We start from the raw sequence: 22,076 nt of genomic DNA on the forward strand, positions 1-22,076 counted from the left end.
CCGATCACTCCGTGAGTCGATATGAAATTGTGGGATCGACACAGTCGACCTCATCCAGCCTACCAGCGACCTCCCTGTTCGCCAGGTCGGCCGGCCGGTCAGCGCACGCGGGCGTCCCGGCGGCTGGGGGTGCGGCCGAGGTAGACGTAGTCGTCGTGCTTCGCGACTCGCCCGTCGCCGGCTGCACGGCCGTGCAGGCGGCGCCACACCCACGGCAGCGCGTGCCTGCGCCACCACAGTCCCGCACTGATCCGCTCGTGCTCGTGCAACGCCGCGTCGAGGGCGCCGAGGGCCTCCGCATGCGGGACGCCCAGCATCTCCCCCGCCCGGTACGCCAGGAAGCGATGCCCGCGACTGCTCAGGTGCACCAGGTCCTCGCCCCAGTTCGGCCGCTCGCGCAGCGACGGGTGCAGGTCCGTGTCGATCAGGATCGCGCCGGTGCGGGAGGCGACGCCGCTGAGCGCCGTGGCGAAGACGGCGAACCGGCGGGTGTAGATGGATGCTGCGCGCCTGCCGGGCAGGAACGGCGTCACCAGCACGACGTCGGCGCCGATCCCGCGGAGCTGGACGACAGCGTCCTCGACGCGCGCGACGAGCATCGGGATGTCGACACGGTGCTTCACCAGGTCGTTCGCGCCGATCAGGATCGACACGAGGTCGGGGCGGAGCGCGAGCGCGCGGGGAACCTGGAGATCGCACACGTCGCGCACCCGCTTGGAGCGGATCGCGAGGTTCGCGTAGTGCAGTCCGCCCCGAGCGGCCAGCAGAAGCGCGAGGCGGTCGGCCCAGCCGCGCAGAGCACCGTCCGGCGCCGGATCGCAGAGCCCCTCGGTGAGCGAGTCGCCGAGGGCTACGTAGCGCCGCCAGCCCCCTGCCTCGACGGCGCCGGGCGTCTCGGGCCTGACCATGCGGCGAGCGCGCAGCATCCCGTCGACCCCGCGAAGCGACCGAGCCTCCTCGAAGTGCCCGAGGAGCTGATCGCAGACGCTCGCCCAACTGCGCCCCTGCACGGCTGCGAGGCCGGCCTCCCCGAACGCCAGGCGCTTGCGGGTGTCCCCCGCGAGGTCCACGACGCGCATCCGGAGATCGTCCAGGTCTCCCGGCCGGTACAGCCAGCCGTCGATCCCCATCCGGACGAGATCGAGCGGGCCGCCGCGGCCCGTCGCGATCACCGGGACGCCGCTGGCGTGCGCCTCCTGCAGGGTCTGCCCGAACGTCTCACTCTCCCCCGGGTGCACGAAGAGGTCGAACGACGCCATGGCCGCAGCGAGCTCCTGCCCGTCGAGGTGTCCGAGGAACAGCGCTTCGGGCAGCAGGCTCTCCAGCCGCGGTCGGCTCGGCCCGTCGCCGACGATGACCAGGCGCGTACCCGGGATGTCGCGGAGCGCGGCGAGATCCTCGACCTGCTTCTCAGGTGCGAGCCGGCCGACGTAGCCGATCACCACGTCTCCACCCCAGTGCGCCCTGAGCGCTGCGCTGCGTCTGGCCGGCTGGAAGCGCTCGGCATCCACGCCTCTCCCCCAGCGCCTCAGCCGGTCGACTCCGAGAGACTCGAGCTGCTGCGCCGAGTCGGCCGACGGCGCGAGCGTGAGCGTCGCCCGGCGGTGCAGCCGGGCGATGTGGTTCTGGGCGATGCCGGTCGTCGCCGGGATCCGGTAGCGCTCCGTGTAGGCGGCGACGTCGGTCTGATACGCGGCGACGGATGCGACGCCGAGGCGCTCCGCGGCGAGCACACCGCGCCACCCCAGGGCGAACGGCGAGGCGAGGTGCACGACGTCGGGCCGGAACCTGCGCAGCGATGCCGCCACGCGATGCGCCGGGGACGTCCCCACCCGCACGTTCCGGTAGCCGGGCAGCGCCAGGCTCGGGATCGCCTCGATCGTCGTGCCGCCGATGCGCTGCGGGATGCCGTCGGCATCGGGTGCGATCACGTGGGCATCGTGACCGGTGCTCTCGAGGTGCCGCAGGATCTGCAGTACGGATCCTGTGACGCCGTTCATGTGCGGAAGGAAGGACTCGGTCACGATCGCGACTCTCACGCTCCCAGGATGACGCCCCGGATCGCCCGTTCCGGCCGGAATCGGGGCAGGCCACCAGATGTTCACCGGATGCTGGACGGCCGGTCACCGGCTATCCCGCCTTTGGTTCCCGTTCACCTCCGATGCGCACTCTGGAGAGGTGATCGATCTGCTCACCGGCCCCTGGGCCCTGGCCGTCATGAGCGTGCTGGTCCTCGGGGACGCCTTCTTCGTCGTGATCCCCGGCGAGATCGCCGTGACGGCGCTCGGTGCGATCGCGGTCTCCGAGGGTGCTCCGCCGCTCTGGGCGGTGATCGTCTGCGGCGGGCTCGCCGCAGCGGCCGGTGACGCGGCCTGCTACCTGATCGGGAGGACGGTGGGAATCGACCGCTGGCGCTGGATGCGCACCCCGCGTGTGCGCCAGGCCCTCGCCTGGGCGGGCGGACGGCTGGATGCAGGAGCCGCCACGGTGCTGTTCACGGCGAGGTTCGTGCCGTTCGCGCGCCTGGCGATCAACCTGGTCGCCGGGGCGTCGCGCATCCACCCGCCGAGGTACCTCGCCCTGGTCCTGCTCGCCGCCACCGGATGGGCCGCCTACCAGGCGTCGCTCGGCGCGGTCGTCGCGGCGATCCTCCCCGGCGGACCCGTCGTCGCCGTGCTGGTCTCGATCGGCGTCGCCCTCGCGCTGGGAGCGGCGATCGACCTGCTGACACGCAGATCGCGGAGCTGACCGGCACTGCGCCCGGGTCGTGCCCTAGGCTGGCGGACATGAGCACCGAAGAAGGCGCGACCCCCTCGTCAGAGGACATGAAGCGCAAATTCAAGGAAGCGCTCGAGAAGAAGAACGCGCACCACCGGCAGGGCGAAGCCCACCTCGACGGCGACTCCGCCGTCCACGGCGCGCACGCCCCGCAGACGCGGCGCGAGTTCCGACGCAAGAGCGGTTGACCGCACGGATGCGGGAGCAGGCGTTCGCCTGCTCCCGCATCCTCATCTCCCTGTCATGCGGCTCAGTGCGATGCGGCACGCGTCTTCGCGCGCCGCTCCTTCTCCGACATCTCCGTGACGGCCGACTCGCTGAGCTCCTGCACGTCCGCGGCGCTGCGCTCGGCCGACATGCCGTGCTCGTCGACGCCGTCGAGCAGCGACTCGTCGAACGGCAGCTCGCCGCGGAGCACGCTGGTGACTCGATCGCGATCGATCTGGCGGGTCCAGGTGCCGATCAGGAGCGTGGCCACCGCGTTGCCGGTGAAGTTCGTCAGCGCGCGCCCCTCGGACATGAACCGGTCGATGCCGACGATCACGCCGACGCCGTCGACGAGATCCGGCCGGTAGGCCTGCAGTCCGCCGGCCAGCGTGGCGAGGCCCGCACCGGTGACTCCGGCGGCGCCCTTGCTTGCGATGATCATGAAAACCAGCAGTCCGATCTGCTCGCCGAGCGACATCGGCTGGCCCATCCCGGTGGCGATGAACAGCGACGCCATCGTCAGGTAGATCGCGGTGCCGTCGAGGTTGAACGAGTAGCCGGTGGGGACCGTGATGCCGACGACGGGCTTCGAGACGCCGATGTGCTCCATCTTGGCGATCAGCCGCGGCAGCGCGGACTCGGACGAAGAGGTGCCGACGATCAGCAGGTACTCGCGCCCGAGGTACTTCATCAGGCTGAAGATGTTGACCTTCGTCACCGCGTAGAGCAGCACGCCCAGCACGACGACGATGAACGCGATGCACGTGATGTAGAACGCGATCAGCAGGATGCCGAGGCTCCAGATCGCTGCGGCGCCGGTCTTGCCGACCACCGCGGCGATCGCGCCGAAGGCGCCGATCGGGGCGAGCCACAGGATCATGCCGAGGATGCGGAACACCAGCTTCTGCAACTGCTTGACCGCCTCCATGATGGACGTGCCGCGATCGCCGAGCCCCTGCAGGGCGAAGCCGACGAGCAGTGCGATGAACAGCACCTGCAGGACGCTCTCCCCCGTGAACGCGGAGAAGAACGTCGCCGGGATGATGCCCAGGATGAACTCCTGCGTAGTCTTCGCCTCGCCTGCCGCGGACGTGTCGTACGAGGCGCCGGCCATGTCGAGGCCGGCACCCGGGTGGATGATGTTGCCGACGAACAGGCCGATGGCGAGCGCGAAGGTCGACATCACCATGAAGTACAGCATCGCCAGGCCGCCGATCCGGCCGACCGTCGCCGCCTTGGCGATCGAGCCGACTCCGACGACGATGGTGCAGAAGATGATGGGGGCGATCATCATCTTGATGAGGGCGACGAAGCCCTTGCCGAGCGGTTCGAAGGCCTGCCCGACCTCGGGCAGCACCAGCCCGACGACGGCGCCGAGCACGACCGCGATCAGCACCGACACGTACAGCCAGGTGTGCCGGTCCCAGGCCTGCTTGCCGCGCCGCCAGTTGAACCCCGGAAGCGTGAATCCCGTTGTGATGGCCATGTTCTTCTCCTTCGTCATGAACGTCGTCGTGTCATGTCCGCAGGCGACCTCGCCTTCGGTTCCCCCACGCTCGCCGACTTCACACCCGGGCACCATTTGTGGTCGTATTGGTCATTGCCCGGCACCGATGACCGCGGCCCTCAGGCGATCGAAGGGACGGGACATGACCCTCGCGCCTCGCAGCAGCAGCGCCGCCTCCCGGGTGTTCCTGGTCCTCATAGCCGCCTCGGTGGTGATCGGCGGCCTCGTCGCCGGGTTCCTCGCGATCGAGGCCCAGCGCGCGGTGCGCGCGGAGGCCGAGCGCGTCACGGCTGCGACGGCGGCGACGATCGCGAGGTCGCCGGGTGTCCTCTCCGCACTCGAGATCGGCGACCGGGGTGCGGCGACCCGCGCACTCGAGCCCTTCGCCCTCGCCGTGATCGACGCGGCCGGACTCGACTTCGTCACGATCATGACCGTCGACGGGGTCCGCGTCACGCACCCGGACCGCACGGAGATCGGCCGGACGTATCTCGGCACGATCCCGGGCGAGGCACAGCAGCTCACCGAGGTGTTCACCGGGACGCTCGGGCCTTCCGTCCGGACGATCGTGCCGGTGCTGGACGCGGCGGGCTCCCCGGCCGGCTGGGTGGCGGCCGGCGTCACGACCGAGTCGATCGCCGACACGCTGCTGCGCCGGCTGCCGCTCTCCCTCGCGATCACGGCGGTGCTCGTCGCGATCGGCGCGCTCGGCGCATGGATCGCGCGGCGGGTCACCAGGAGGATCGCCGGGGACCTTCCGCCCGGTCAGGTGCGCGACGCGGTCTCCTCGTACGAGTCCATCCGCACGCTGGGCGAGGCGCTTCGGGCTCAGACGCACGAGCACGGTAACCGCATGCACACCGCGGTCGCGCTGCTCGAGCTCGGGCGCACCGCCGAGGCGATCGAGATACTCACCGAGACCTCGCGGCAGAGCCAGTCGCTCGTCGATCAGGTGACCGCACGCCGCCACGGCGACCCGGTCGTCGGAGCGCTGCTGCTGGGCAAGGCCTCCCAGGCCAAGGAGCGCGGCATCGACTGGCGGGTGCACATCGAACCGGACACTCCCCGGTCGGTGCTCTCGACCGTCGACAGCGTGTCGGTGCTCGGCAACCTGATCGACAATGCGATGGATGCCGCCGGCGCTGCGGACGACCGCTGGGTGGAGGTCGTGCTGCGCCCCTCCGCGGAGGGCGGGATCGTGCTCGAGGTCGCCGACAGCGGAGCCGGTGTGCCCGCGGAGCTTCGGGAGCAGGTCTTCGCCCACGGGTTCTCGACGAAACCCGCAGGCGCGCAGGGGCGCGGGGTCGGTCTCGCGCTCGTGAGATCGGTCGTCGAGGAGGCCGGCGGAATTGTGGAGCTCATCGACGATCCGACGACCTTCCGGGTGACGCTCCCCTCGGCGCACGGACGGAGAAGGCCATGATCCGCACCCTGATCGTCGACGACGACGCCCTGACCCTGGAGCTGCACCGCACCTACCTCGAACGCCTCGACGGGTTCGAGGTCGCCGGCGAGTGCACCGGCGCGCGCGCTGCCGTCACTGCGGTGCTGGACCAGCCCGCTTCGCGCGCCTTCGACCTGGTGCTGCTGGACATCACGATGCCGGACGGGTCGGGGATCGACGTACTCCGGATGCTGCGCGCCAGAGCCGCGGCCGTCGACGTGATCGCGATCACCGGCGTCCGGGACGCGGAGACGGTGCGGCAGATGGTGGCGCTCGGCGTGTTCCAGTACCTCGTCAAGCCCTTCCCGTTCGCGGTGTTCCGCGAACGGCTGGACGCCTACCGCGATCATCGGGAGCAGGCGCGCTCCACCGATGGCGAGGCGACGCAATCCGAGATCGACGCCCTCCTCGGCCGCACGACCGGACGGATCACGCTGCCGAAGGGGCTCTCGGCGGCCTCCCTCGCGAAGGTGACGGCGGTGCTGCGCTCCGCCGGCCCGCTGTCGTCGAGCGAGGCCGCAGATGAGCTGGGCATGTCGCGCGTCGCGGTCCGCCGCTACCTCGAGCACCTCGCGTCCGACGGGGTCATCAGCCGCGGCGCGAGATACGGTGCGCGCGGGCGCCCGGAGACCGAGTACAGCTGGATACGGACCGCCGGCGACTCCTGACGGCCGGGGCACTGCCGGGCTGCTCAGCCGCGCGGCTGGGCGTTCAGCCAGTCGGCGAACGTCACGGTGCCGAGGTCGGCGTCCTCACCGGGGAGGATCCTCCCGTCACGGATCGCTCGCCCGAACGCGCCGGGGAGCGAGAGCGACGGCATCCACCCCCGATGGCCGATGTGCTCCGCCCACGCGCGGATCATGTCCGCGAGCTGCTCCTCCCGGGGCCCTGCGATGTCCGGCACCCGCCCGGAGGGACCAGCCTCGGCGAGGTCGACCAGGCGAGTCGCCACCTCGACGATCGACACGGGCTGGGTGCGCATGCGCACGGCGGGGTGAACGGGGCCGATCGCCGCGTTCCGGAAGATCTGGGAGGCGAAGTCGTGGAACTGCGTCGCACGCTGGATGGTCCATCGCACCTGCCCCGACTGCACCGCCTGCTCCTGGGCGAGCTTGCCCGCGTAGTACCCGTGCGGGGCGCGGTCGACCCCGACGATGGAGAGTGCGAGGTGGTGCCCGACGCCGACCCGCCTGCCGGCGGCGAGGAGGTGCGACGTCGTGCCTGTGAAGAACTCGGTCGACACGCGGGCGCTCTGCGTCGAGGTGCTGAGCACGTCGATCACGGTGTCCGCTCCGGAGAGTGCGTCGTCGAGTCCCTCGCCCGAGTGCACGTCCACGCCGTTCCCGCGGGTGAGCACCCGCACCCGATGGCCGCGCTGCTGCGCGACGCGCACGACTTCAGAGCCTGCGATGCCCGTTCCGCCTGCGACTGCGATCTCCATGGCTCTCCATCCGAGGTTGTGCGGTGCCCTCGTCGACGCTACCGCGACGAGCACCGCGTTCGCCTGCGAGGGCTCACGGGATCAGCGCGGCAGACGCCCCTCGTGCAGGACGGCATCGGGATCGACCTCGTCGCGCACCGCGCGGAGCCGGGAGATCTCGGCCTCCGTCCCGCAGCGGTCGAGGGTCTGCCCAGGTCCCAGGAACGTGGTCACGGTCCGCGCGGCCTCGGAGGGCGCGAGGAGATCGCGGAATACGTCGAGGCTCGCATCGCCGGGCTCTGACGGCGCTCCGGGGATGACGGGGGCGAGAGCGTGCAGCAGCCAGCCCACGAACTCGAGCGACGCGAACCCGGATCGCCGCGGCGCGTCCAGGGCGCCGCCCAGCATCCGGATATCGATCCCTATGATCGGCCACTGCTCCGGCCGCTCCCGGAAGTCCATGAGGGCGGCGATCGCGGAGTCGTCGAGCGCCGTCAGCGCCATCGAACGACCCCGGCCGGGGGTCGGCTCCGTCGGCTCCGGAGAAGCGGCGGCGAGGACTGCCGGCGACGTCGGCCCCGACACCTCGCGGCGCACCGACCCGGCACGGCGCACTCGATCGATCAGCTCCTCGGCGGCCCCGTCTGCCGACAGCGCCTGCACCGTGAGGAAGCTGCGCCCGCGGATCTCCTCCGGGAGCTGCGGCGCATCGGGCATGCGCATCGAGTTCGCGAACACGTTGAGCGTCGGGGGTGCATCTGCCGCGAGGTCGCGCACGGCCCGGATCACCGCGACCGCGTCCGCGACGTCGAATGTGAGACCGGCGCCCCACACCGCCGGGGCGCGGACGAGATCGATCTCGAGCGCCGTCACGATGCCGACGATGCCGCCCGCGCCGCGAAGAGCCCACATGAGCTCGGGGTCGCTGTCGTCGTCGACGCGCCCGTGCGCGCCGTCGGCGCGGAGCACCCACGCCGCTCGCAGGTTGTCGGAGCCGAGGCCGGCGGTGCGGCTGAACCACGAGTGTCCTCCGCCGAGCGTGTAACCCGCGACGCTCACGACGGGGCTCGTGCCGGACGGCGCTGCCCATCCCGTCCCCTCGAGCGCCGCCAGCACCGCGCCCCAGCGGACGCCGCTGCCCACGGTCAGGATGCCGGCGTCGAGATCGACGTCGAGAGCGTCGAACGCCGCCATGCGGACGAGGACGGAGCCGGCGAGATCGCCGGAGGCGCCATGCCCGCTCGGCTGCACTGCGAGCGTGGCGCCGGAGTCGCGCGCGGCCTGGACGAGGACGCGGAGATCGGCGACGTCGGCCGGGCTCGCCACCGCGGCGGGATGCTGAGCCACCGCCAGATTCCAGGGCTGCCGCGCCGTCTCGAAGTCGTCGTCTCCGGGGAGCAGGAGTGCGCCGCTCAGTGCGCGGCGGACGGGGTCGAGCGCAGAGGAGAGGGACATGACGCCACCGTACGATGCCGCTCGGACATTGTCGATGGCGTCACGCCCCCGAGGATCACTCCCCCGCGAGGCCGCCGAGCATGTGCCCGAACGAGCGCCCCTCGGCGAGATAGGTGGCCGGGTCGTACGGATCCACGACCGTGACGGCGCCGCGCTTGACGATCGCGTCGGCGAGCTCCCTCGCCCCCTTCTCCACGCGCGAGGACAGCGGAGCGACGTCGTCGCCCGCACCGCCCCAGTCGCTGGAGGCGGCGAACACGCCCGTCGAGACCGCCTCGGCGTGCAGATAGGCGAAGAGGGGACGGATCGCGTAGTCGATCGCGAGCGAGTGCCGCGCCGTGCCCGCGTTCGCGCCGATCAGCACCGGCTTGCCCGTGAGCGCGTCCGGATCGAGCACGTCGATGAACGACTTGAACAGCCCCGAGTAGCTCGTCGAGAAGATCGGCGTCACGGCGATCAGCGCGTCCGCGGAGACTACCGTGTTGATGGCCGTCTCCAGCGCGGCGGGCGCGAATCCGGTGAGCATGTTGTCGGTGATGGCGTGCGCGTGGTCGCGCAGCTCGATCACGTCGACGACCGCCTCGATGTCCTGCGCGGCGAGCGCCTTGACCGTGGCGCCGGCCAGGCGATCGGCGAGCATGCGGGTGGACGACGGGTTCGACAGTCCTGCTGACACCACTGCGATGCGGCGAGTCGACATGTCAGGCACCCTTCCCTGCGAGTCCGAACGCGGCGCCGGCCGGCGCCGGAGTGTCCTGGTACGGCGAGTCTCCGGTGAGGTTGTCGCCGCGGTTCGCCCCGGGGCGTGCCTGACGGGTCGGGCCGTCGCCGTACACCGCCTGCACGCGCGCGGCGTGGGTCGGCGCATCCGGAACGGTCTGAGGGCGGTTGACGGCGAGCTCCCTCCGGAGCACCGGGACGACCTCGCCGCCGAGGATGTCGAGCTGCTCGAGCACGGTCTTCAGCGGAAGGCCCGCGTGGTCGATCAGGAACAGCTGGCGCTGGTAGTCGCCGTAGTGGTCGCGCATCGCGGCGTAGCGGTCGATGACCTGCTGCGGGGAGCCGACCGTGAGCGGGGTCATCTCGCTGAAGTCCTCGAGGCTGGGGCCGTGGCCGTACACCGGTGCGTTGTCGAAGTACGGACGGAACTTCGCGACGGCATCCTGCGAGGAGCTCGCCATGAACACCTGACCGCCGAGACCGACGATCGCCTGCTCCGGCGTGCCGTGGCCGTAGTGAGCGAAGCGCTGGCGGTACAGCTCGATCAGGCGCTGGTAGTGCTCCTTCGGCCAGAAGATGTTGTTCGCGAAGAAGCCGTCGCCGTAGTACGCGGCCTGCTCGGCGATCTCCGGGGTGCGGATGGATCCGTGCCACACGAACGGCGCGATGCCGTCGAGCGGACGGGGCGTCGAGGTGAATCCCTGGAGCGGAGTGCGGAACTTGCCCTCCCAGTCGACCACGTCCTCGGTCCAGAGCTTCTGCAGCAGCGCGTAGTTCTCGATCGCCAGCGGCAGGCCCTGACGGATGTCCTTGCCGAACCACGGGTACACGGGGCCGGTGTTGCCACGGCCGAGCATGAGGTCCATGCGGCCGTCCGAGACGTGCTGCAGCATCGCGTACTCCTCGGCGATGCGCACGGGGTCGTTGGTCGTGATCAGCGTCGTCGACGTGGACACGATGAGACGCTCGGTCTGCGCGGCCAGAGCCGCCAGGAACGTCGAAGGACTCGAGGACCAGAAGGGCGGGTTGTGGTGCTCGCCGATCGCGAACACGTCGAGGCCGACCTCTTCCGCGTGCTTCCCGATCGCGAGGGTCGCCTTGATCCGCTCCTGCTCGCTCGGCGTGACGCCGGTCGTGGGGTCGCGGGTGATGTCGCTGACCGACATGATGCCGAACTGCATCGCCTGTGCGCCTGACTGCTCGCTCATGATTCTCCATGCCTCCCGAATCGGATGACTGCGCATCCGCTTCTATTCATTTGAATGTATATGAGTCAACGCGTCCGCGCCACCTTTATTCCCGGGAGTAGCCTCGGAGGATGAACAGCGCGGGAGCCGATGCGACAGGACCGATCACCGGAAGCCTCCCCCGGCCCCGGCGCCGGGTGCCCTTCTGGGACAATGCGCGCTACGCCTGCATCGTGCTGGTGGTACTCGGGCACGCGATCCAGCGCCTCATCTACGACTCCGACGTCGCGCTGGCCTCCTACCTCGCGCTCTACGCGTTCCACATGCCGGCGTTCGCGATCATCTCGGGATACTTCTCGAAGTCCGGTTCGCCGACCAAGGTGCAGATGGCGCGGGTCATCACCGACATCCTGCTGCCCTACTTCATCTTCGAGTTCGTCTGGACGCTCACGAAATGGCTCGTCGAGGGACAGGCTGACCCCAACATCACGAAGCCGTCCTGGACGCTGTGGTTCCTGCTGGCTCTCGGGATCTTCCGGCTCGTGCTGCCCTATCTCGCCCTGTTGCGCTGGCCCCTGCTGTGGACCGTGGCGATCTCGATCGGCGTCGGGTACCTGCCGAACGTCGACAGCACGTTCTCTTTGTCACGGACGCTCGGCCTGCTGCCGTTCTTCACGCTCGGCTGGTGGCTGCGCGAGCACGACATCATCGACCGCCTGCGCCTGCTGGAGGTCCGCCCGTGGTGGACCCGCGTCATCGCCGTCGCCGTCCTCGGCGCGACCGCGTTCGCGGCACTGCATTGGATCGAGGTCTGGGAGCGCATCGATCTTCGGCACTGGCTGTTCTACGAGGACTCCTATGCCGATCTCGGAGGCGAGCAGTGGTGGGCCGGCGGCGTGCGGATCGCCCTGATGCTGCTCGCAGTGCTGCTCAGCGCCGCCTTCTTCACCCTGATCCCCCGGGGCACCCACTGGTGGACCCCGTTCGGGCGCTACACGATGTACGTGTTCCTGCTGCACTCGTTCGTGCTGTACCCGTTCCGGGAGTCCGGGGTGCTCCGGGACCTCGATCCGACGTGGATCTGGCTCCCGCTGGTCACCCTGCTGTCGGTGCTCCTCGCACTCGCACTCGCGACCAGACCGGTGCGCCGACTGTTCCGCCCGCTGGTGGAGCCGCGTCCCGGCTGGCTCTTCACCGACCCGCAGCTCGCCTCGCGTGAGGGGTATCGCAGCGACCCGACCGGATCGCGGCGCCCGCGCTGACGGCACACCGGCGCTCCGGGGATCACGCGAAGAGCGCGGCTCCGACGTACGATCCCGTCTGCGCCCCTGCCGGGATCGCCCAGACGCCGGAGCCGACGTGCCTGATGTACTCGTTCAACACGTCGGTGGAGAGCCTGCGCTGGAGCGCGATGAACTGCGCCGGATCGCGCTGATACGACAGGAAGAACAGACCTGCGTCCAGCCGGCCGAGGTCGTTGTTGCCGTTCACGAAGTTGAATCCGCGTCGCAGGATCCGGATGCCGTCGTTCTGCTCCGGATGCGCGAGCCGGACGTGCGCGTTCGCGTCGATCGCGGCTCCGGCGAAATCGGGCGCCGTGAACTCGTCACCGCCGGACAGCGGAGCCCCGACGCCCTTGTCCCGCCCGATGATCGCGTTCTGCTCGGCGAGCCTGACCCGGTCCCAGGTCTCGATGAGCATCGCGATCTTGCGGGCGACGAGGTAGGACCCGCCCGCCATCCAGGCCGGCTCATCTGATGCCGCCACCCAGACGTGCTCGTCGAGGGCCGCGGTGTCGTCCGCGAGGATGTTCGCCGTGCCGTCCTTGAACCCGAACAGATTGCGGGGCGTCGCCTGCGCGGACGTGGTCCGCGAGGTCTTGCCGAATCCGAGCTGGGACCAGCGCAGACGGGCGCGCCCGAACGCGATCCGGCTGAGATTGCGGATCGCGTGCACCGCCACCTGCGGATCGTCGGCGCAGGCCTGGATGCACAGATCCCCGTTCGAGGCGAGCGGGTCGAGGTCGTCACCGAGGAATGCGGGCAGACGCTCGAGACCTGCCGGCCGCCGTGCGGCGATCCCGTAGCGGTCTCCGTCCTCGTTCCGGAAGAGGCCGGGGCCGAATCCGAAGGTGATCGTGAGGCCCGCAGCGGGAAGGCCCAGCGCCTCGCCGGTGTCGTCCGGCGGCAGCTCGGCGTCGCCGCCGACCGCGCCGGTCGCGCTCACCTCCAGTCCCTTGACCATCCGGGAGGCCGCGTACGACCAGTCCTGCAGCAGCGAGATCAGATCCTCGCGATCGGTCCGCGGCATCATGTCGAACGACGCGAAGTGGAGGTGCTCCTGCACAGGCGTCGTGATTCCGGCCTGATGCGCGCCGAAGAAGTCGTACGCGGTCTGCGCCTCGGCATCCGCCCGTGCTCGCTCCATCGCGGCTCCGCCGGCGATGCCGGCCCCCGCGCCGACAGCGAGGCTCGCGACGCCGCCGCCGATCGCCAGCCCCAGGAGTCCGCGCCGGCTGAGGCCGGCCTGCGGGGCGTCTCCAGCCGCCGGCTCGCCGTCCGAGCCGGCGGACGCGGATCTCTCGCTCACCGCCGGATCAATCCAGCACGGTGCCGGTCAGCTGCGAGAGCGGCTCGGCGAGGGCGTTGATGAGGTCGGTGAACTCGCGCTTGTCGTCGTCGGTGAGCTCCGCGTAGCCGACGAATCCCTCCGCCAGCGAGCCGTGCGCGGCGAGCGACTCCTCGAGCGCCGCGTAGCCCGACTGGATCTCCGAGACCAGCGCCTCGCCCTCGTCTCCCCCCGCGGCGGCGAAGTCCTGGACCAGCGAGAAGGCCATCTTGGAGCCCTCCACGTTCGCGGCGAAGTCGTACAGGTCTGTGCCCGACCACCAGTCCTCCTCACCGGAGATCTTGCCGGTGGCCACCTCGTCGAGCAGCGCGATCGCGCCGTTGGATATGCCGCCGATGCCCTGGTCGTCGAGCGCGGTCGTGAAGTCCCCTGAGTGCACGTAGTCGTAGAGCTCCTGCACGTCGGCGAGAAGCAGATCGCCGTAGTCGGCACGCTCGGCGGGCGTGGACGGCGCCCAGTCCTGCCAGGCGGGCGTCTCGCCGTCGGCGTTCAGGGCATCCTCCGCCGGCACCCAGAGGTCCTTCTCGATCCGGTGGAAGCCGGTCCAGTCGAGGCCCTCAGCGACGGCGTCGACCTCGCGGTAGTCGATGCGCGGATCAAGCGTTCCGAGCGCCTCTGCGACCGGTTCGATGCGCTCATAGAACGCACGCACCTGCGGGAAGAGGGCTCTGGCCGCCTCGTCGTCGCCGGCCTCGTATGCGGTGACGAACTCATCGACCGCGGGCAGCAGCTGACCGACCTGGTCCTTCACGAACGCGGCGTACAGTGCGACAGCCTGCTGCTTCTGCTCGGCATCCTCGCCGTCGAGGGCGATGCGCTCGCCCGTGACCGTGAACTCCGCCTTGCCGACGCCGTCGCCGATCATGCCGGGCTTGCAGAGCGTGAAGTACATGCCGGGCTGCGCGACGACGGTCAGGGTGCGGGATGCCGACGGGGCGATGTTCTCGACCTCGCCGACGATCCGCAGGCCGTCCTCGGCGAGCAGATAGAACTCCGAGGTCTGCCCGCTGTCGTTGGTGACGTCGAAGGTCAGGGTGCCGCTCTTCGCGCCGGCCGCCGAGACGACGCAGTCTGCGTCGGTCGATGACACGTCGAACGCCGCCCCCGCGGAGGCATCGCTCTTGGCGACGCAGCCGCTGAGGACGAGGGCTGCCGCGCCGGCGGCCGCGACGGCACCGAGGATCCTGCGAGAGATGGTCATGCTGCTCCTTGCTGGGTGAGGGAGGAAGCCGTGCTGCCCGTTCCGACGAGCGCAGGGTTGCGAGCTGAAGAGGGTCTGCCGGAGCGGACACCGCGGAGGAAGAGGAGGCCGACGACCAGGATGTACAGCGCCCACGCCGTCACCTGAAGCCACGTCATCCGGGGCATGAAGCCGACCGTCGCCTGCAGGACGGCCGCCCATCCGCCGGCCGGTGCGATCACTCCGCTGACGTCGAAGGCCCATCCGAACGGGAGCGCCGCCCAGCCGACGGCGACCGCGCCGGTCGCCGCATCGACCGGCGCTGCCCCCGTGAAGGGGCCGGGCAGGACGCCGGCCTCCTGCAGGTCCATCACGGCGTATGCGAGGACGCCGCCGGCGACGATGATCAGAAAGCCGCCGGTCCAGGCGAAGAAGCGGCGCAGATCCAGCCGGACGGCACCGCGGGAGAGCAGCCACCCGACGACGACGGCCGCTGCGAGACCGAGAAGCGCGCCGACGAGAGCCGAGGGGACGTCGCCGAAGGACTGCACCATGGACCACAGCAGAAGCGTGGTCTCGATGCCCTCCCGAGCCACGGACACGAAGCCGATCGCGATGAGCGCCCAGAGGCCGCCCTCCGTCAGCGCGCGATCGAGCCCGCCCTCGAGCGTCGCCCTGATGGTGCGTCCGGCGTTCTGCATCCAGAAGATCATCCAGGTCACCATGCCCACGGCTAACAGCGAGAGCAGCCCGCCGATCATTTCCTGCGCCTCGAACGTGAGCGAGTAGGCGCCGAAGGTGAGCACCGCGCCGATCCCGAGCGCCAGGGCGACGGCCAGGCCGATCCCGGCCCAGAGTCGCGGTATCGCGTCGCGTCGGTCCATCCGGCCGAGGTAGGCGATGAGGATGCCGACGACGAGCGCGGCCTCGAGGCCCTCACGAATGCCGATCAGGAAGGTGGCGAGCACGGAATGGAACTCTCTGGAGGAAAATGAGGTAAGGCATCCCTTACTTACGAGACTCTAGCATCCGGCAGACGGCTCCTCGGATTCCGATGCGGCGAGCGGGAGTAATCCGGCGCAACACTCGCCCCTTCCCTCGACAGCCGATCTAGCCTCGGGTCATGGCTGAACTCTCGCTCCCCATCCTCGACCTCTCCCGGCTCGATGCCGGCGCGGAGGCGGCCGCCCTGTTCCGTGACGACCTGCGGGCGGCGACCCACGACGTCGGATTCTTCTACCTGGTCGGAACGGGGGTCTCGCCCGAGCTCGAGGCGCGGCTGCACCGGGCCGCGCTCGACTTCTTCGCACTCCCCGAGGCCGACAAGCTCGCGATCGAGAACATCCGGAGCCCGCACTTCCGCGGCTACACGCGCATCGGCGGCGAGCGCACGCAGGGCGAGGCCGACTGGCGGGAGCAGATCGACATCGGTCCGGAGCGCGCTCCGGTCACGGGAGGGGCGGCGTTCAACCGGCTGATCGGACCGAACCTGTGGCCGCAGGCGCAGCCCGGCCTGCAGGAGGTCGTCGCGGAATGGCATGCGGCCCTGTCCGACGTAGCCAGGAGGCTGCTGCGCGCCTGGGCGCAGTCACTCGGCGCCGACGAGCACTACTTCGACGATCACTTCGGCGAGCCGTCGACCCTCATCAAGATCGTGCGGTACCCGGGCACGGATGCACCGGAGCCGCAGCAGGGCGTGGGTGCGCACAAGGACTCCGGCGTCCTGACGCTGCTCTGGGTGGAGCCGGGCAAGGGCGGGCTCCAGGTCGAGCGCGACGGCACCTGGGTGGACGCTCCGCCGGTGCCTGGTGCGTTCGTCGTGAACATCGGCGAGCTGCTGGAGTACGCGACCGGCGGCTACCTGAAGGCGACCAATCATCGCGTCATCTCCCCCAGGGCCCCCGGCGAGCGCATCTCGATCCCGTTCTTCTTCAACCCCGCGCTGGACAAGCGGCTGCCACTGATCGAACTGCCCGCCGAGCTCGCCGCCGAGGCGACCGGCGTCACGGACGATCCTCGCAACCCGATCCACGCGCTGTACGGCGAGAACGCGCTGAAGTCACGGCTGCGGGCGCATCCCGACGTCGCGGCGATCCATCACCCCGACCTGGTCGGCGCGGCGGTCTGATCGCGGCCCGGCGCCGCTACCAGCCGAACTCGAGCGTCAGCGCCTCGAGGATCGACACCCTCGCCTGGTCGATGTGCGCATACGACTGGGCTGCGGCGACCTCGCCCCGTCCGGCGACGATCGCGTCGAGCAGCTGGCGGTGCTCCTCGGCGTGCTCGGTCACCCTGGTCGTCTGCGTCAGATGGAAGATCCACTCCATCCGTCCGAGCATCGGCCGAAGGCTCCGCTCCAGGATGCGGTTGCCGGAGAGACGGACGATCTCGAGGTGGAACGCGAGGTTGGACTCGCCGAGCTCGCCCGCGACAGGAGGCTCGAGCACGCGCCCGAGGATGGCATGCAGGCGCTCGGCATCCTCCACCCCCGCGTGCACCCTCAGCGCGGCACGACGAGCGGCGTAGGGCTCGATGCAGAGCCTGGCGTCGAAGATCTCCTCGATGTCGGCACGGGTCACCTGCGTCACGCGCGCCCCGCGGTTGCGCTCGATCAGCACGAAGCCCTCGCTCGTCCTGCGATCACCTCGGTCTCGACGCTGCTCGTGCGGACCTCGGCCGAGTTCCACCTCGGCGACGTCGACCGGATCCTCCTCGCGACGCTGCCGATCATGGCATCGGCCTGACAGCCGCGATCGGCCCGCTGACCACGAGTCGCATCGGCACTTCCCGGGCTCTGCTGGTCGCGATGACCGCTCTCGGCGTGGCGCTCGTCGTGCGCCGCCGGCTGAGAACGATGAAGGCCGCCCCACACCGTGGGGCGGCCTTCTCAAGAATGTTCTGCGCGATTGAACGCGGGGCTCAATGCCTTATCGACGCAGGCCGAGACGCTCGATGAGCGAGCGGTAGCGGTTGATGTCGATGTCCTGCAGGTAACCCAGCAGGCGACGGCGCTGACCGACGAGCAGGAACAGGCCACGACGCGAGTGGTGGTCGTGCTTGTGCTCCTTCAGGTGCTCGGTGAGGTCCTTGATGCGCTGCGTCAGCATTGCGACCTGCACCTCGGGGGATCCGGTGTCACCGGGGTGCGTCGCGTACTCTTCGATGATCGCCTTCTTGACGTCTGCTTCCAGTGCCATAGATTCGATCCCCTCTCTGCTTGTTGCGCGGTGCCCGGCACCTGATGTGCGAGCTCTCTTTATCCGCGGCCGATCAAACGGCAACCTGAAGAGTCTACCAGCGATCGATCCCCGGGAGTGACACGGGCGAGGAGCCTCCGCCGCGCTCCGCTCGGATACGCTCGAGGGGTGCAGGACGAGGGCTTCGAGTGAACGCGACGCGCGGGCATCTGATCGATCTCAGCCCCCTGAGGCGCAGCCCCGCCTTCGCCCGGATGTGGATCGGCTCCGTCCTCGCGGGCATCGGCGGACAGCTCACGATCGTCACCGTGATGCTGCACGTGTTCGGGCTCACCGGGAGCACCTTCGCGGTCTCCATGATCGCGGTCGCCGGCCTCGTGCCGATGATCCTCGCCGGGCTCTACGGCGGGATGCTCGCCGACGCGTTCGATCGCCGCCTCGTCGCCCTGATCGCCGCGACCGTCGCGTTCGCGTCCACCGCCCTGCTCGCCACCCTCACCTGGACCGGCGGCGAGACCATCTGGTGGCTCTACGCGCTCAGCATGCTGAACTCGGCCGCCAACTCGGTCGGCATGGCGACCCGCACCGCCATCGTGCCCCGCCTGATCCCGCGGGACATGCTCGCCGCGGCATCCGCACTCAACGGCGTCGCCTTCGGGCTGACGGTGATGGCGGGGCCCGCACTCGCGGGCATCCTCGTCGCGCTGACCGGGTACGGATGGACGTACACGATCGACGTCGTGCTGATGCTGTCGATGTTCCTCGGCCTGTGGACCCTGCCGTCGCTCCGTCCGGAGGGAGAGACGGTCCGCCCCGGACTGCAGTCGCTGGCCGACGGATGGCGGTTCCTCCGGCGTGCCGGCAATATCCGCGCGCAGTACATCCTCGACATCATCGCCATGACATTCGGCCAGCCCCTCGTGCTGTTCCCCGCTCTCGGCACCGTGCTGCTGGGCGGCGGCGCCGTCACCACGGGCATCCTCACGGCCGCCGTCGCGGTGGGCGCTTTCGGCTCGAGCCTCCTCTCGGGGCGAGTGGTGCAGTACCGCTGGCACGGCCGCGGGATCGAGCGCGCGGTCCAGGCGTACGGAGCGTCGATTCTGCTGTTCGGAGTCGTGCTGCTGATCGGCGCATTCTCGGCGCCGGCGACGGAGCGTCAGCCGCACGTCGGGCTCATCGTCGCCGCGTGCATCGCGCTGGCGCTCTCCGGAGCCTGCGACAACGTCAGCTCCATCTACCGGAACACGATGATGCAGGCAGCCGTCCCCGACGCGATGCGCGGACGCCTGCAGGGCGTGTTCATCGTGGTGGTCGCAGGCGGACCGCGCGTCGGAGCGCTCTATGCGGGGACGCTCGCCACCCTCACGACGCTGTGGTTCCCGCCGCTGCTGGGCGGACTCCTCGTGATCGCCCTGGTCGCGTTCCTCGCCCGTCGCAGCCCCCGGTTCCACCAGTACGACGCAGAGAACCCCGAGCCCTGACGGACCCGGGGTTCTCGACTGCGCGCAGACTCAGGCCTGCAGTGCACCCTGAAGATCGAGGGTGATCGTGATGTCCTTGCCGACGAGGACTCCGCCGGTCTCCAGCGCGGCGTTCCAGGTCAGGCCGAACTCCTCGCGGTTGATGACGGTCTTCGCCGAGGCGCCCGCCTTGTAGTTGCCCCACGGGTCCGAGCCGAAGCCGCCGAAGTCGAACTCGAAGCTGACCGGCTTCGTGATGCCGCGGATGGTGAGGTCGCCGTCGACGTAGAAGTCGGCGCCGTCGACACGGGCTCCGGTGGAGACGAACTCCATGGTCGGGTGGTTCTCGATGTCGAAGAATTCGGCCGAGCGCAGGTGCGTGTCGCGTCCCTCGTCCTTCGTATCGATCGAGGTGACGTCGACGCTCGCCTCGACCTTCGCCTCGAGCGGGTTCTCCGGTGCGATGAGAGTCGCGCTCTTGATGCCGAACGAGCCGCGCACCTTCGAGATCATCATGTGACGGACGCTGAAGGTCACCTCGCTGTGCGAAGGATCCAGGACCCAGGTGCCTGGACGGTAGCCGGGGATGTCGATGCTGGTCATGGCTTCTCCTCTGGAGACGTGGGCCGCGCGTGCGGCGATTGACGTGGCCGCGTTCGCGGCATCTCCAGTCTCAACTTACATGCAGACGCATATATTCCCGCGAATGCAGATCTTTCTCAGCGGGACGGACGAGGCGCCCGCCTCCGGACGGAGACGGGCGCCTTCGCGCTGCGGAAGGAGGGTCAGCCGACCGCCACCAGGTCGATGATGAAGATCAGCGTCTTGCCGGAGAGGAAGTGGCCGCCGCCGGCAGGGCCGTAGGCCAGATGCGGCGGGATGACCAGCTCGCGGCGGCCGCCGACCTTCATGCCGGGGATGCCGTCCTGCCAGCCCTGGATCAGGCCGCGCAGCGGGAACTGGATGGTCTCGCCGCGACCCCACGACGAGTCGAACTCCTCGCCGGAGTCGAACTCGACACCCGCGTAGTGCACGGTCACGGTGTCGCCCGGCTTGGCCTCGGCGCCGTCGCCCTCGATGAGGTCGCGGACGACGAGCTCGGAGGGAGCGGGAGCGGTGGGGGCGTCGAACTCGGGCTTTGTGCGATCAGTCATGACTCCATCCAACCCGAGCCGCCCCTGCCCGGTCAACGCGAACGCTCCGCTGAGGGCGAAAACTCAGTCGCGCTCGTCGACGTCTCTCGCGAGCCGCTGCGACACCCACACCGGGATGAACGAGGCGAGGATGACGACGGTCGCCACCACGTTCACGACGCTGGCCTCATTGGGCCTGGCCATCTGGTTCATGATCCACAGCGGCAGGGTGTCGACGCCGGGCGGAGCGGTGAAGATCGTGACGTAGACCTCGTCGAAGCTCAAGGCGAAGGCCAGGATTCCGCCGGCGATGAAGGCGCTGCGGAACTGCGGGAAGGTGACCAGCCGGAACGTCTGCCATGGCGTCGCCCCGAGGTCCTTGGAGGCCTCCTCGATTCCGGGGTTGAGTCGGCGCAGCCGCGCCAGGACGTTGTTGAACACCATCACGATGCAGAAGGTGCCGTGCGCGATGATCATGCCGGCGAATCCGACCTGGATGCCGGCCGGCTCGAGGATCTGGTTGTACGTGTTGCTCAGCGCCACGCCCGTCACGATGCCGGGAAGGGCGATCGGGAGCACCACGAGCAGGTTCACGGCGCGCTGTCCGAAGAAGGAGTAGCGCTGGAGCGCGAACGCGACCAGGGTGCCGAGCACCAGGGCGATGGCCGTGGCACCGGCGGCGACGAGCACCGAGTTCAGCAGCGCCGCGCGCACCGGCTCGCTCGTGAACGCCTTCCCCCACCATTCGAGGGAGAACTCGCTGACGGGCCAGCTCGCGATCCTGGCCGCGTTGAAGGAGTTCAGGACAACGAGCCCCAGCGGCACGTACATGAACGCGAGGATGACGGCGACGAGTGTTCCGAGGAGCAGCTTCGAGGTCCGGGAGAGTCTCAGCATGATCGCCTCACATCCTTTCCAGGGCGCCGGTGCGCTGGACGCCGACGAGATAGATCACGACGAACGCGATCGGCACGAGCGAGAAGGCCGCCGCGATCGGCGGGTTGAGATTGATGTTGGAGGCGATGACGCTGCCGATCATCTGCGTCGAGCCGCCGACGAACTTCGCCACGAGGTAGTCGCCGAGGCTCAGCGAGAAGGTGAACACGGATCCGGCGATGATCGCCGGCTTGATGAGCGGCAGCACCACGGTGCGGATGGTCCGCCAGGATCCGGCGCCGAGGTCGGCCGAGGCGTCGAACAGATTGGGAGGGAGCTGCCGGATCGCCGTGTAGACAGGGACCGCCATGTACGGCAGCCAGAGATACGTGAGTGTCAGCACCACGGTGAAGATCCCGAAACCGGGGCCGCGCCCGCCCACCGGGGCGACGGCCCAGTTGAAGAAGCCCTCCTCCGTGAAAGTGATGCGCATGGCGAGCACCTTCACCAGGTAGCCGGCCCACAGCGGGAGAGTGATGGATGCCGCGAGCACGCCGCGGAGCCACGGCGAAGCAACCTTGGCCATGAAGATGCCGAGCGGCACCGAGATCAGGATGCAGACGACCGTCACCGCGAGAGCGATGCCGAGCGTGCGCAGCGAGGTCGAGAGGTAGGCCGGGTTGACGACCAGCTGCTCGAAGTTGCGCAGCGTGAACCCGGGCTTCACCTTGGACGTGAACGGATCGGTCACCCAGAACGCGGTGACCAGCAGCATGACGAGCGAGAAGATGTAGATGCCGATGAGCCAGGCCATCGGGAGGGCTAGGAGCCCCGCGATGCGTGCGCGTCGCTTCATGATCGTTCCTGTCGCGTGAGATCGGATG

22 protein-coding genes are annotated in these 22,076 nt (G+C 69.6%); 7 read left to right on the plus strand and 15 right to left on the minus strand.

Annotated features, from left to right (window positions below):
• Positions 1 to 98: 98 nt before the first annotated feature.
• Positions 99 to 2,024 carry a GDSL-type esterase/lipase family protein gene (locus IPV10_RS03115; protein WP_307861041.1) on the minus strand — a complete coding sequence of 642 codons (1,926 nt, stop codon included), beginning with the start codon at positions 2,022 to 2,024 and terminating at the stop codon, positions 99 to 101.
• 154 nt (positions 2,025 to 2,178) lie between these two features.
• Here IPV10_RS03115 and IPV10_RS03120 point away from each other — a divergent pair, with 154 nt between their 5' ends.
• Both IPV10_RS03120 and IPV10_RS03125 read left to right on the plus strand, forming a co-directional pair.
• A complete protein-coding gene (locus IPV10_RS03120; RefSeq protein WP_307861042.1) occupies positions 2,179 to 2,748 on the plus strand; it encodes a VTT domain-containing protein in 570 nt (189 codons plus the stop codon).
• Positions 2,749 to 2,786: 38 nt separating this feature from the next.
• Entirely contained in the window at positions 2,787 to 2,966 is a 180-nt protein-coding gene (locus IPV10_RS03125) for a DUF5302 domain-containing protein (protein ID WP_207480320.1), read from the plus strand.
• A gap of 62 nt (positions 2,967 to 3,028) precedes the next feature.
• On the opposite strand, the gene IPV10_RS03130 is transcribed toward IPV10_RS03125, so the two are convergent.
• The gene (locus IPV10_RS03130) at positions 3,029 to 4,471 is read right to left on the minus strand and encodes a cation:dicarboxylate symporter family transporter (protein ID WP_207480321.1); all 1,443 of its coding nucleotides are present in this window, start codon (positions 4,469 to 4,471) and stop codon (positions 3,029 to 3,031) included.
• A 163-nt stretch (positions 4,472 to 4,634) separates the two neighbouring features.
• Here IPV10_RS03130 and IPV10_RS03135 point away from each other — a divergent pair, with 163 nt between their 5' ends.
• Positions 4,635 to 5,915, plus strand: coding sequence for an ATP-binding protein (locus IPV10_RS03135; RefSeq protein WP_207480323.1), 1,281 nt, complete (start codon positions 4,635 to 4,637; stop codon positions 5,913 to 5,915).
• Positions 5,912 to 6,604 carry a response regulator gene (locus IPV10_RS03140; protein WP_207480325.1) on the plus strand — a complete coding sequence of 231 codons (693 nt, stop codon included), beginning with the start codon at positions 5,912 to 5,914 and terminating at the stop codon, positions 6,602 to 6,604. The genes IPV10_RS03135 and IPV10_RS03140 overlap by 4 nt, the downstream gene beginning before the upstream one ends.
• A gap of 23 nt (positions 6,605 to 6,627) precedes the next feature.
• Here IPV10_RS03140 and IPV10_RS03145 read toward each other — a convergent pair whose 3' ends face one another.
• From IPV10_RS03145 to IPV10_RS03160, 4 genes are all read right to left on the minus strand, one after another.
• Positions 6,628 to 7,377: an SDR family oxidoreductase gene (locus IPV10_RS03145; RefSeq protein WP_207480328.1), complete on the minus strand. Its 750-nt coding sequence runs from the start codon at positions 7,375 to 7,377 to the stop codon at positions 6,628 to 6,630.
• An 81-nt stretch (positions 7,378 to 7,458) separates the two neighbouring features.
• Positions 7,459 to 8,811, minus strand: a complete 1,353-nt coding sequence (locus IPV10_RS03150; RefSeq protein ID WP_207480330.1) for an FAD-binding oxidoreductase — start codon at positions 8,809 to 8,811, stop codon at positions 7,459 to 7,461.
• 55 nt (positions 8,812 to 8,866) lie between these two features.
• Positions 8,867 to 9,511, minus strand: coding sequence for an FMN reductase (locus IPV10_RS03155; protein ID WP_207480332.1), 645 nt, complete (start codon positions 9,509 to 9,511; stop codon positions 8,867 to 8,869).
• Position 9,512: 1 nt separating this feature from the next.
• Positions 9,513 to 10,739 carry an LLM class flavin-dependent oxidoreductase gene (locus IPV10_RS03160; RefSeq protein ID WP_207480334.1) on the minus strand — a complete coding sequence of 409 codons (1,227 nt, stop codon included), beginning with the start codon at positions 10,737 to 10,739 and terminating at the stop codon, positions 9,513 to 9,515.
• Between the two features lie 110 nt (positions 10,740 to 10,849).
• Here IPV10_RS03160 and IPV10_RS03165 point away from each other — a divergent pair, with 110 nt between their 5' ends.
• On the plus strand, positions 10,850 to 11,980 hold the full coding sequence (locus IPV10_RS03165) for an acyltransferase family protein (protein ID WP_207480336.1): 1,131 nt from the start codon (positions 10,850 to 10,852) through the stop codon (positions 11,978 to 11,980).
• Between the two features lie 22 nt (positions 11,981 to 12,002).
• Here IPV10_RS03165 and efeB read toward each other — a convergent pair whose 3' ends face one another.
• The 3 genes from efeB to efeU are packed head-to-tail and all read right to left on the minus strand — an operon-like array spanning position 12,003 to position 15,494.
• The gene (gene efeB, locus IPV10_RS03170; protein ID WP_207480338.1) at positions 12,003 to 13,307 is read right to left on the minus strand and encodes an iron uptake transporter deferrochelatase/peroxidase subunit; all 1,305 of its coding nucleotides are present in this window, start codon (positions 13,305 to 13,307) and stop codon (positions 12,003 to 12,005) included.
• A 7-nt stretch (positions 13,308 to 13,314) separates the two neighbouring features.
• Complete coding sequence (gene efeO, locus IPV10_RS03175; protein ID WP_207480340.1) at positions 13,315 to 14,547, minus strand: iron uptake system protein EfeO; 1,233 nt, start codon at positions 14,545 to 14,547, stop codon at positions 13,315 to 13,317.
• Positions 14,544 to 15,494: an iron uptake transporter permease EfeU gene (gene efeU / locus IPV10_RS03180; protein WP_207480342.1), complete on the minus strand. Its 951-nt coding sequence runs from the start codon at positions 15,492 to 15,494 to the stop codon at positions 14,544 to 14,546. Before efeU ends, efeO begins: the two co-directional genes overlap by 4 nt.
• A 155-nt stretch (positions 15,495 to 15,649) precedes the next feature.
• Between efeU and IPV10_RS03185 the strand changes: the two genes are divergently transcribed.
• Positions 15,650 to 16,654: an isopenicillin N synthase family oxygenase gene (locus IPV10_RS03185; protein ID WP_207480344.1), complete on the plus strand. Its 1,005-nt coding sequence runs from the start codon at positions 15,650 to 15,652 to the stop codon at positions 16,652 to 16,654.
• 16 nt (positions 16,655 to 16,670) lie between these two features.
• Here IPV10_RS03185 and IPV10_RS03190 read toward each other — a convergent pair whose 3' ends face one another.
• Complete coding sequence (locus IPV10_RS03190) at positions 16,671 to 17,144, minus strand: GntR family transcriptional regulator (RefSeq protein ID WP_207480345.1); 474 nt, start codon at positions 17,142 to 17,144, stop codon at positions 16,671 to 16,673.
• Positions 17,145 to 17,453: 309 nt separating this feature from the next.
• The gene (gene rpsO, locus IPV10_RS03195; RefSeq protein WP_005048780.1) at positions 17,454 to 17,723 is read right to left on the minus strand and encodes a 30S ribosomal protein S15; all 270 of its coding nucleotides are present in this window, start codon (positions 17,721 to 17,723) and stop codon (positions 17,454 to 17,456) included.
• A gap of 188 nt (positions 17,724 to 17,911) precedes the next feature.
• On the opposite strand from rpsO, the gene IPV10_RS03200 reads away from it, so the two are divergent.
• Positions 17,912 to 19,204: an MFS transporter gene (locus tag IPV10_RS03200; protein ID WP_207480347.1), complete on the plus strand. Its 1,293-nt coding sequence runs from the start codon at positions 17,912 to 17,914 to the stop codon at positions 19,202 to 19,204.
• 30 nt (positions 19,205 to 19,234) lie between these two features.
• Here the strand turns inward: IPV10_RS03200 and IPV10_RS03205 are convergent, their stop codons facing one another.
• The 4 genes from IPV10_RS03205 to IPV10_RS03220 form a co-directional block, all read right to left on the minus strand.
• Positions 19,235 to 19,786, minus strand: a complete 552-nt coding sequence (locus IPV10_RS03205) for a YceI family protein (RefSeq protein ID WP_207480349.1) — start codon at positions 19,784 to 19,786, stop codon at positions 19,235 to 19,237.
• A gap of 182 nt (positions 19,787 to 19,968) precedes the next feature.
• Positions 19,969 to 20,337 carry an FKBP-type peptidyl-prolyl cis-trans isomerase gene (locus IPV10_RS03210; RefSeq protein WP_207480351.1) on the minus strand — a complete coding sequence of 123 codons (369 nt, stop codon included), beginning with the start codon at positions 20,335 to 20,337 and terminating at the stop codon, positions 19,969 to 19,971.
• A 63-nt stretch (positions 20,338 to 20,400) separates the two neighbouring features.
• A complete protein-coding gene (locus IPV10_RS03215; RefSeq protein WP_207480353.1) occupies positions 20,401 to 21,213 on the minus strand; it encodes an ABC transporter permease in 813 nt (270 codons plus the stop codon).
• Between the two features lie 7 nt (positions 21,214 to 21,220).
• The gene (locus tag IPV10_RS03220; RefSeq protein WP_207480355.1) at positions 21,221 to 22,048 is read right to left on the minus strand and encodes an ABC transporter permease; all 828 of its coding nucleotides are present in this window, start codon (positions 22,046 to 22,048) and stop codon (positions 21,221 to 21,223) included.
• Positions 22,049 to 22,076 lie beyond the last annotated feature (28 nt).

It is taken from the genome of Microbacterium sp. SD291 (genome assembly GCF_017355365.1).
GTDB lineage: Bacteria > Actinomycetota > Actinomycetes > Actinomycetales > Microbacteriaceae > Microbacterium.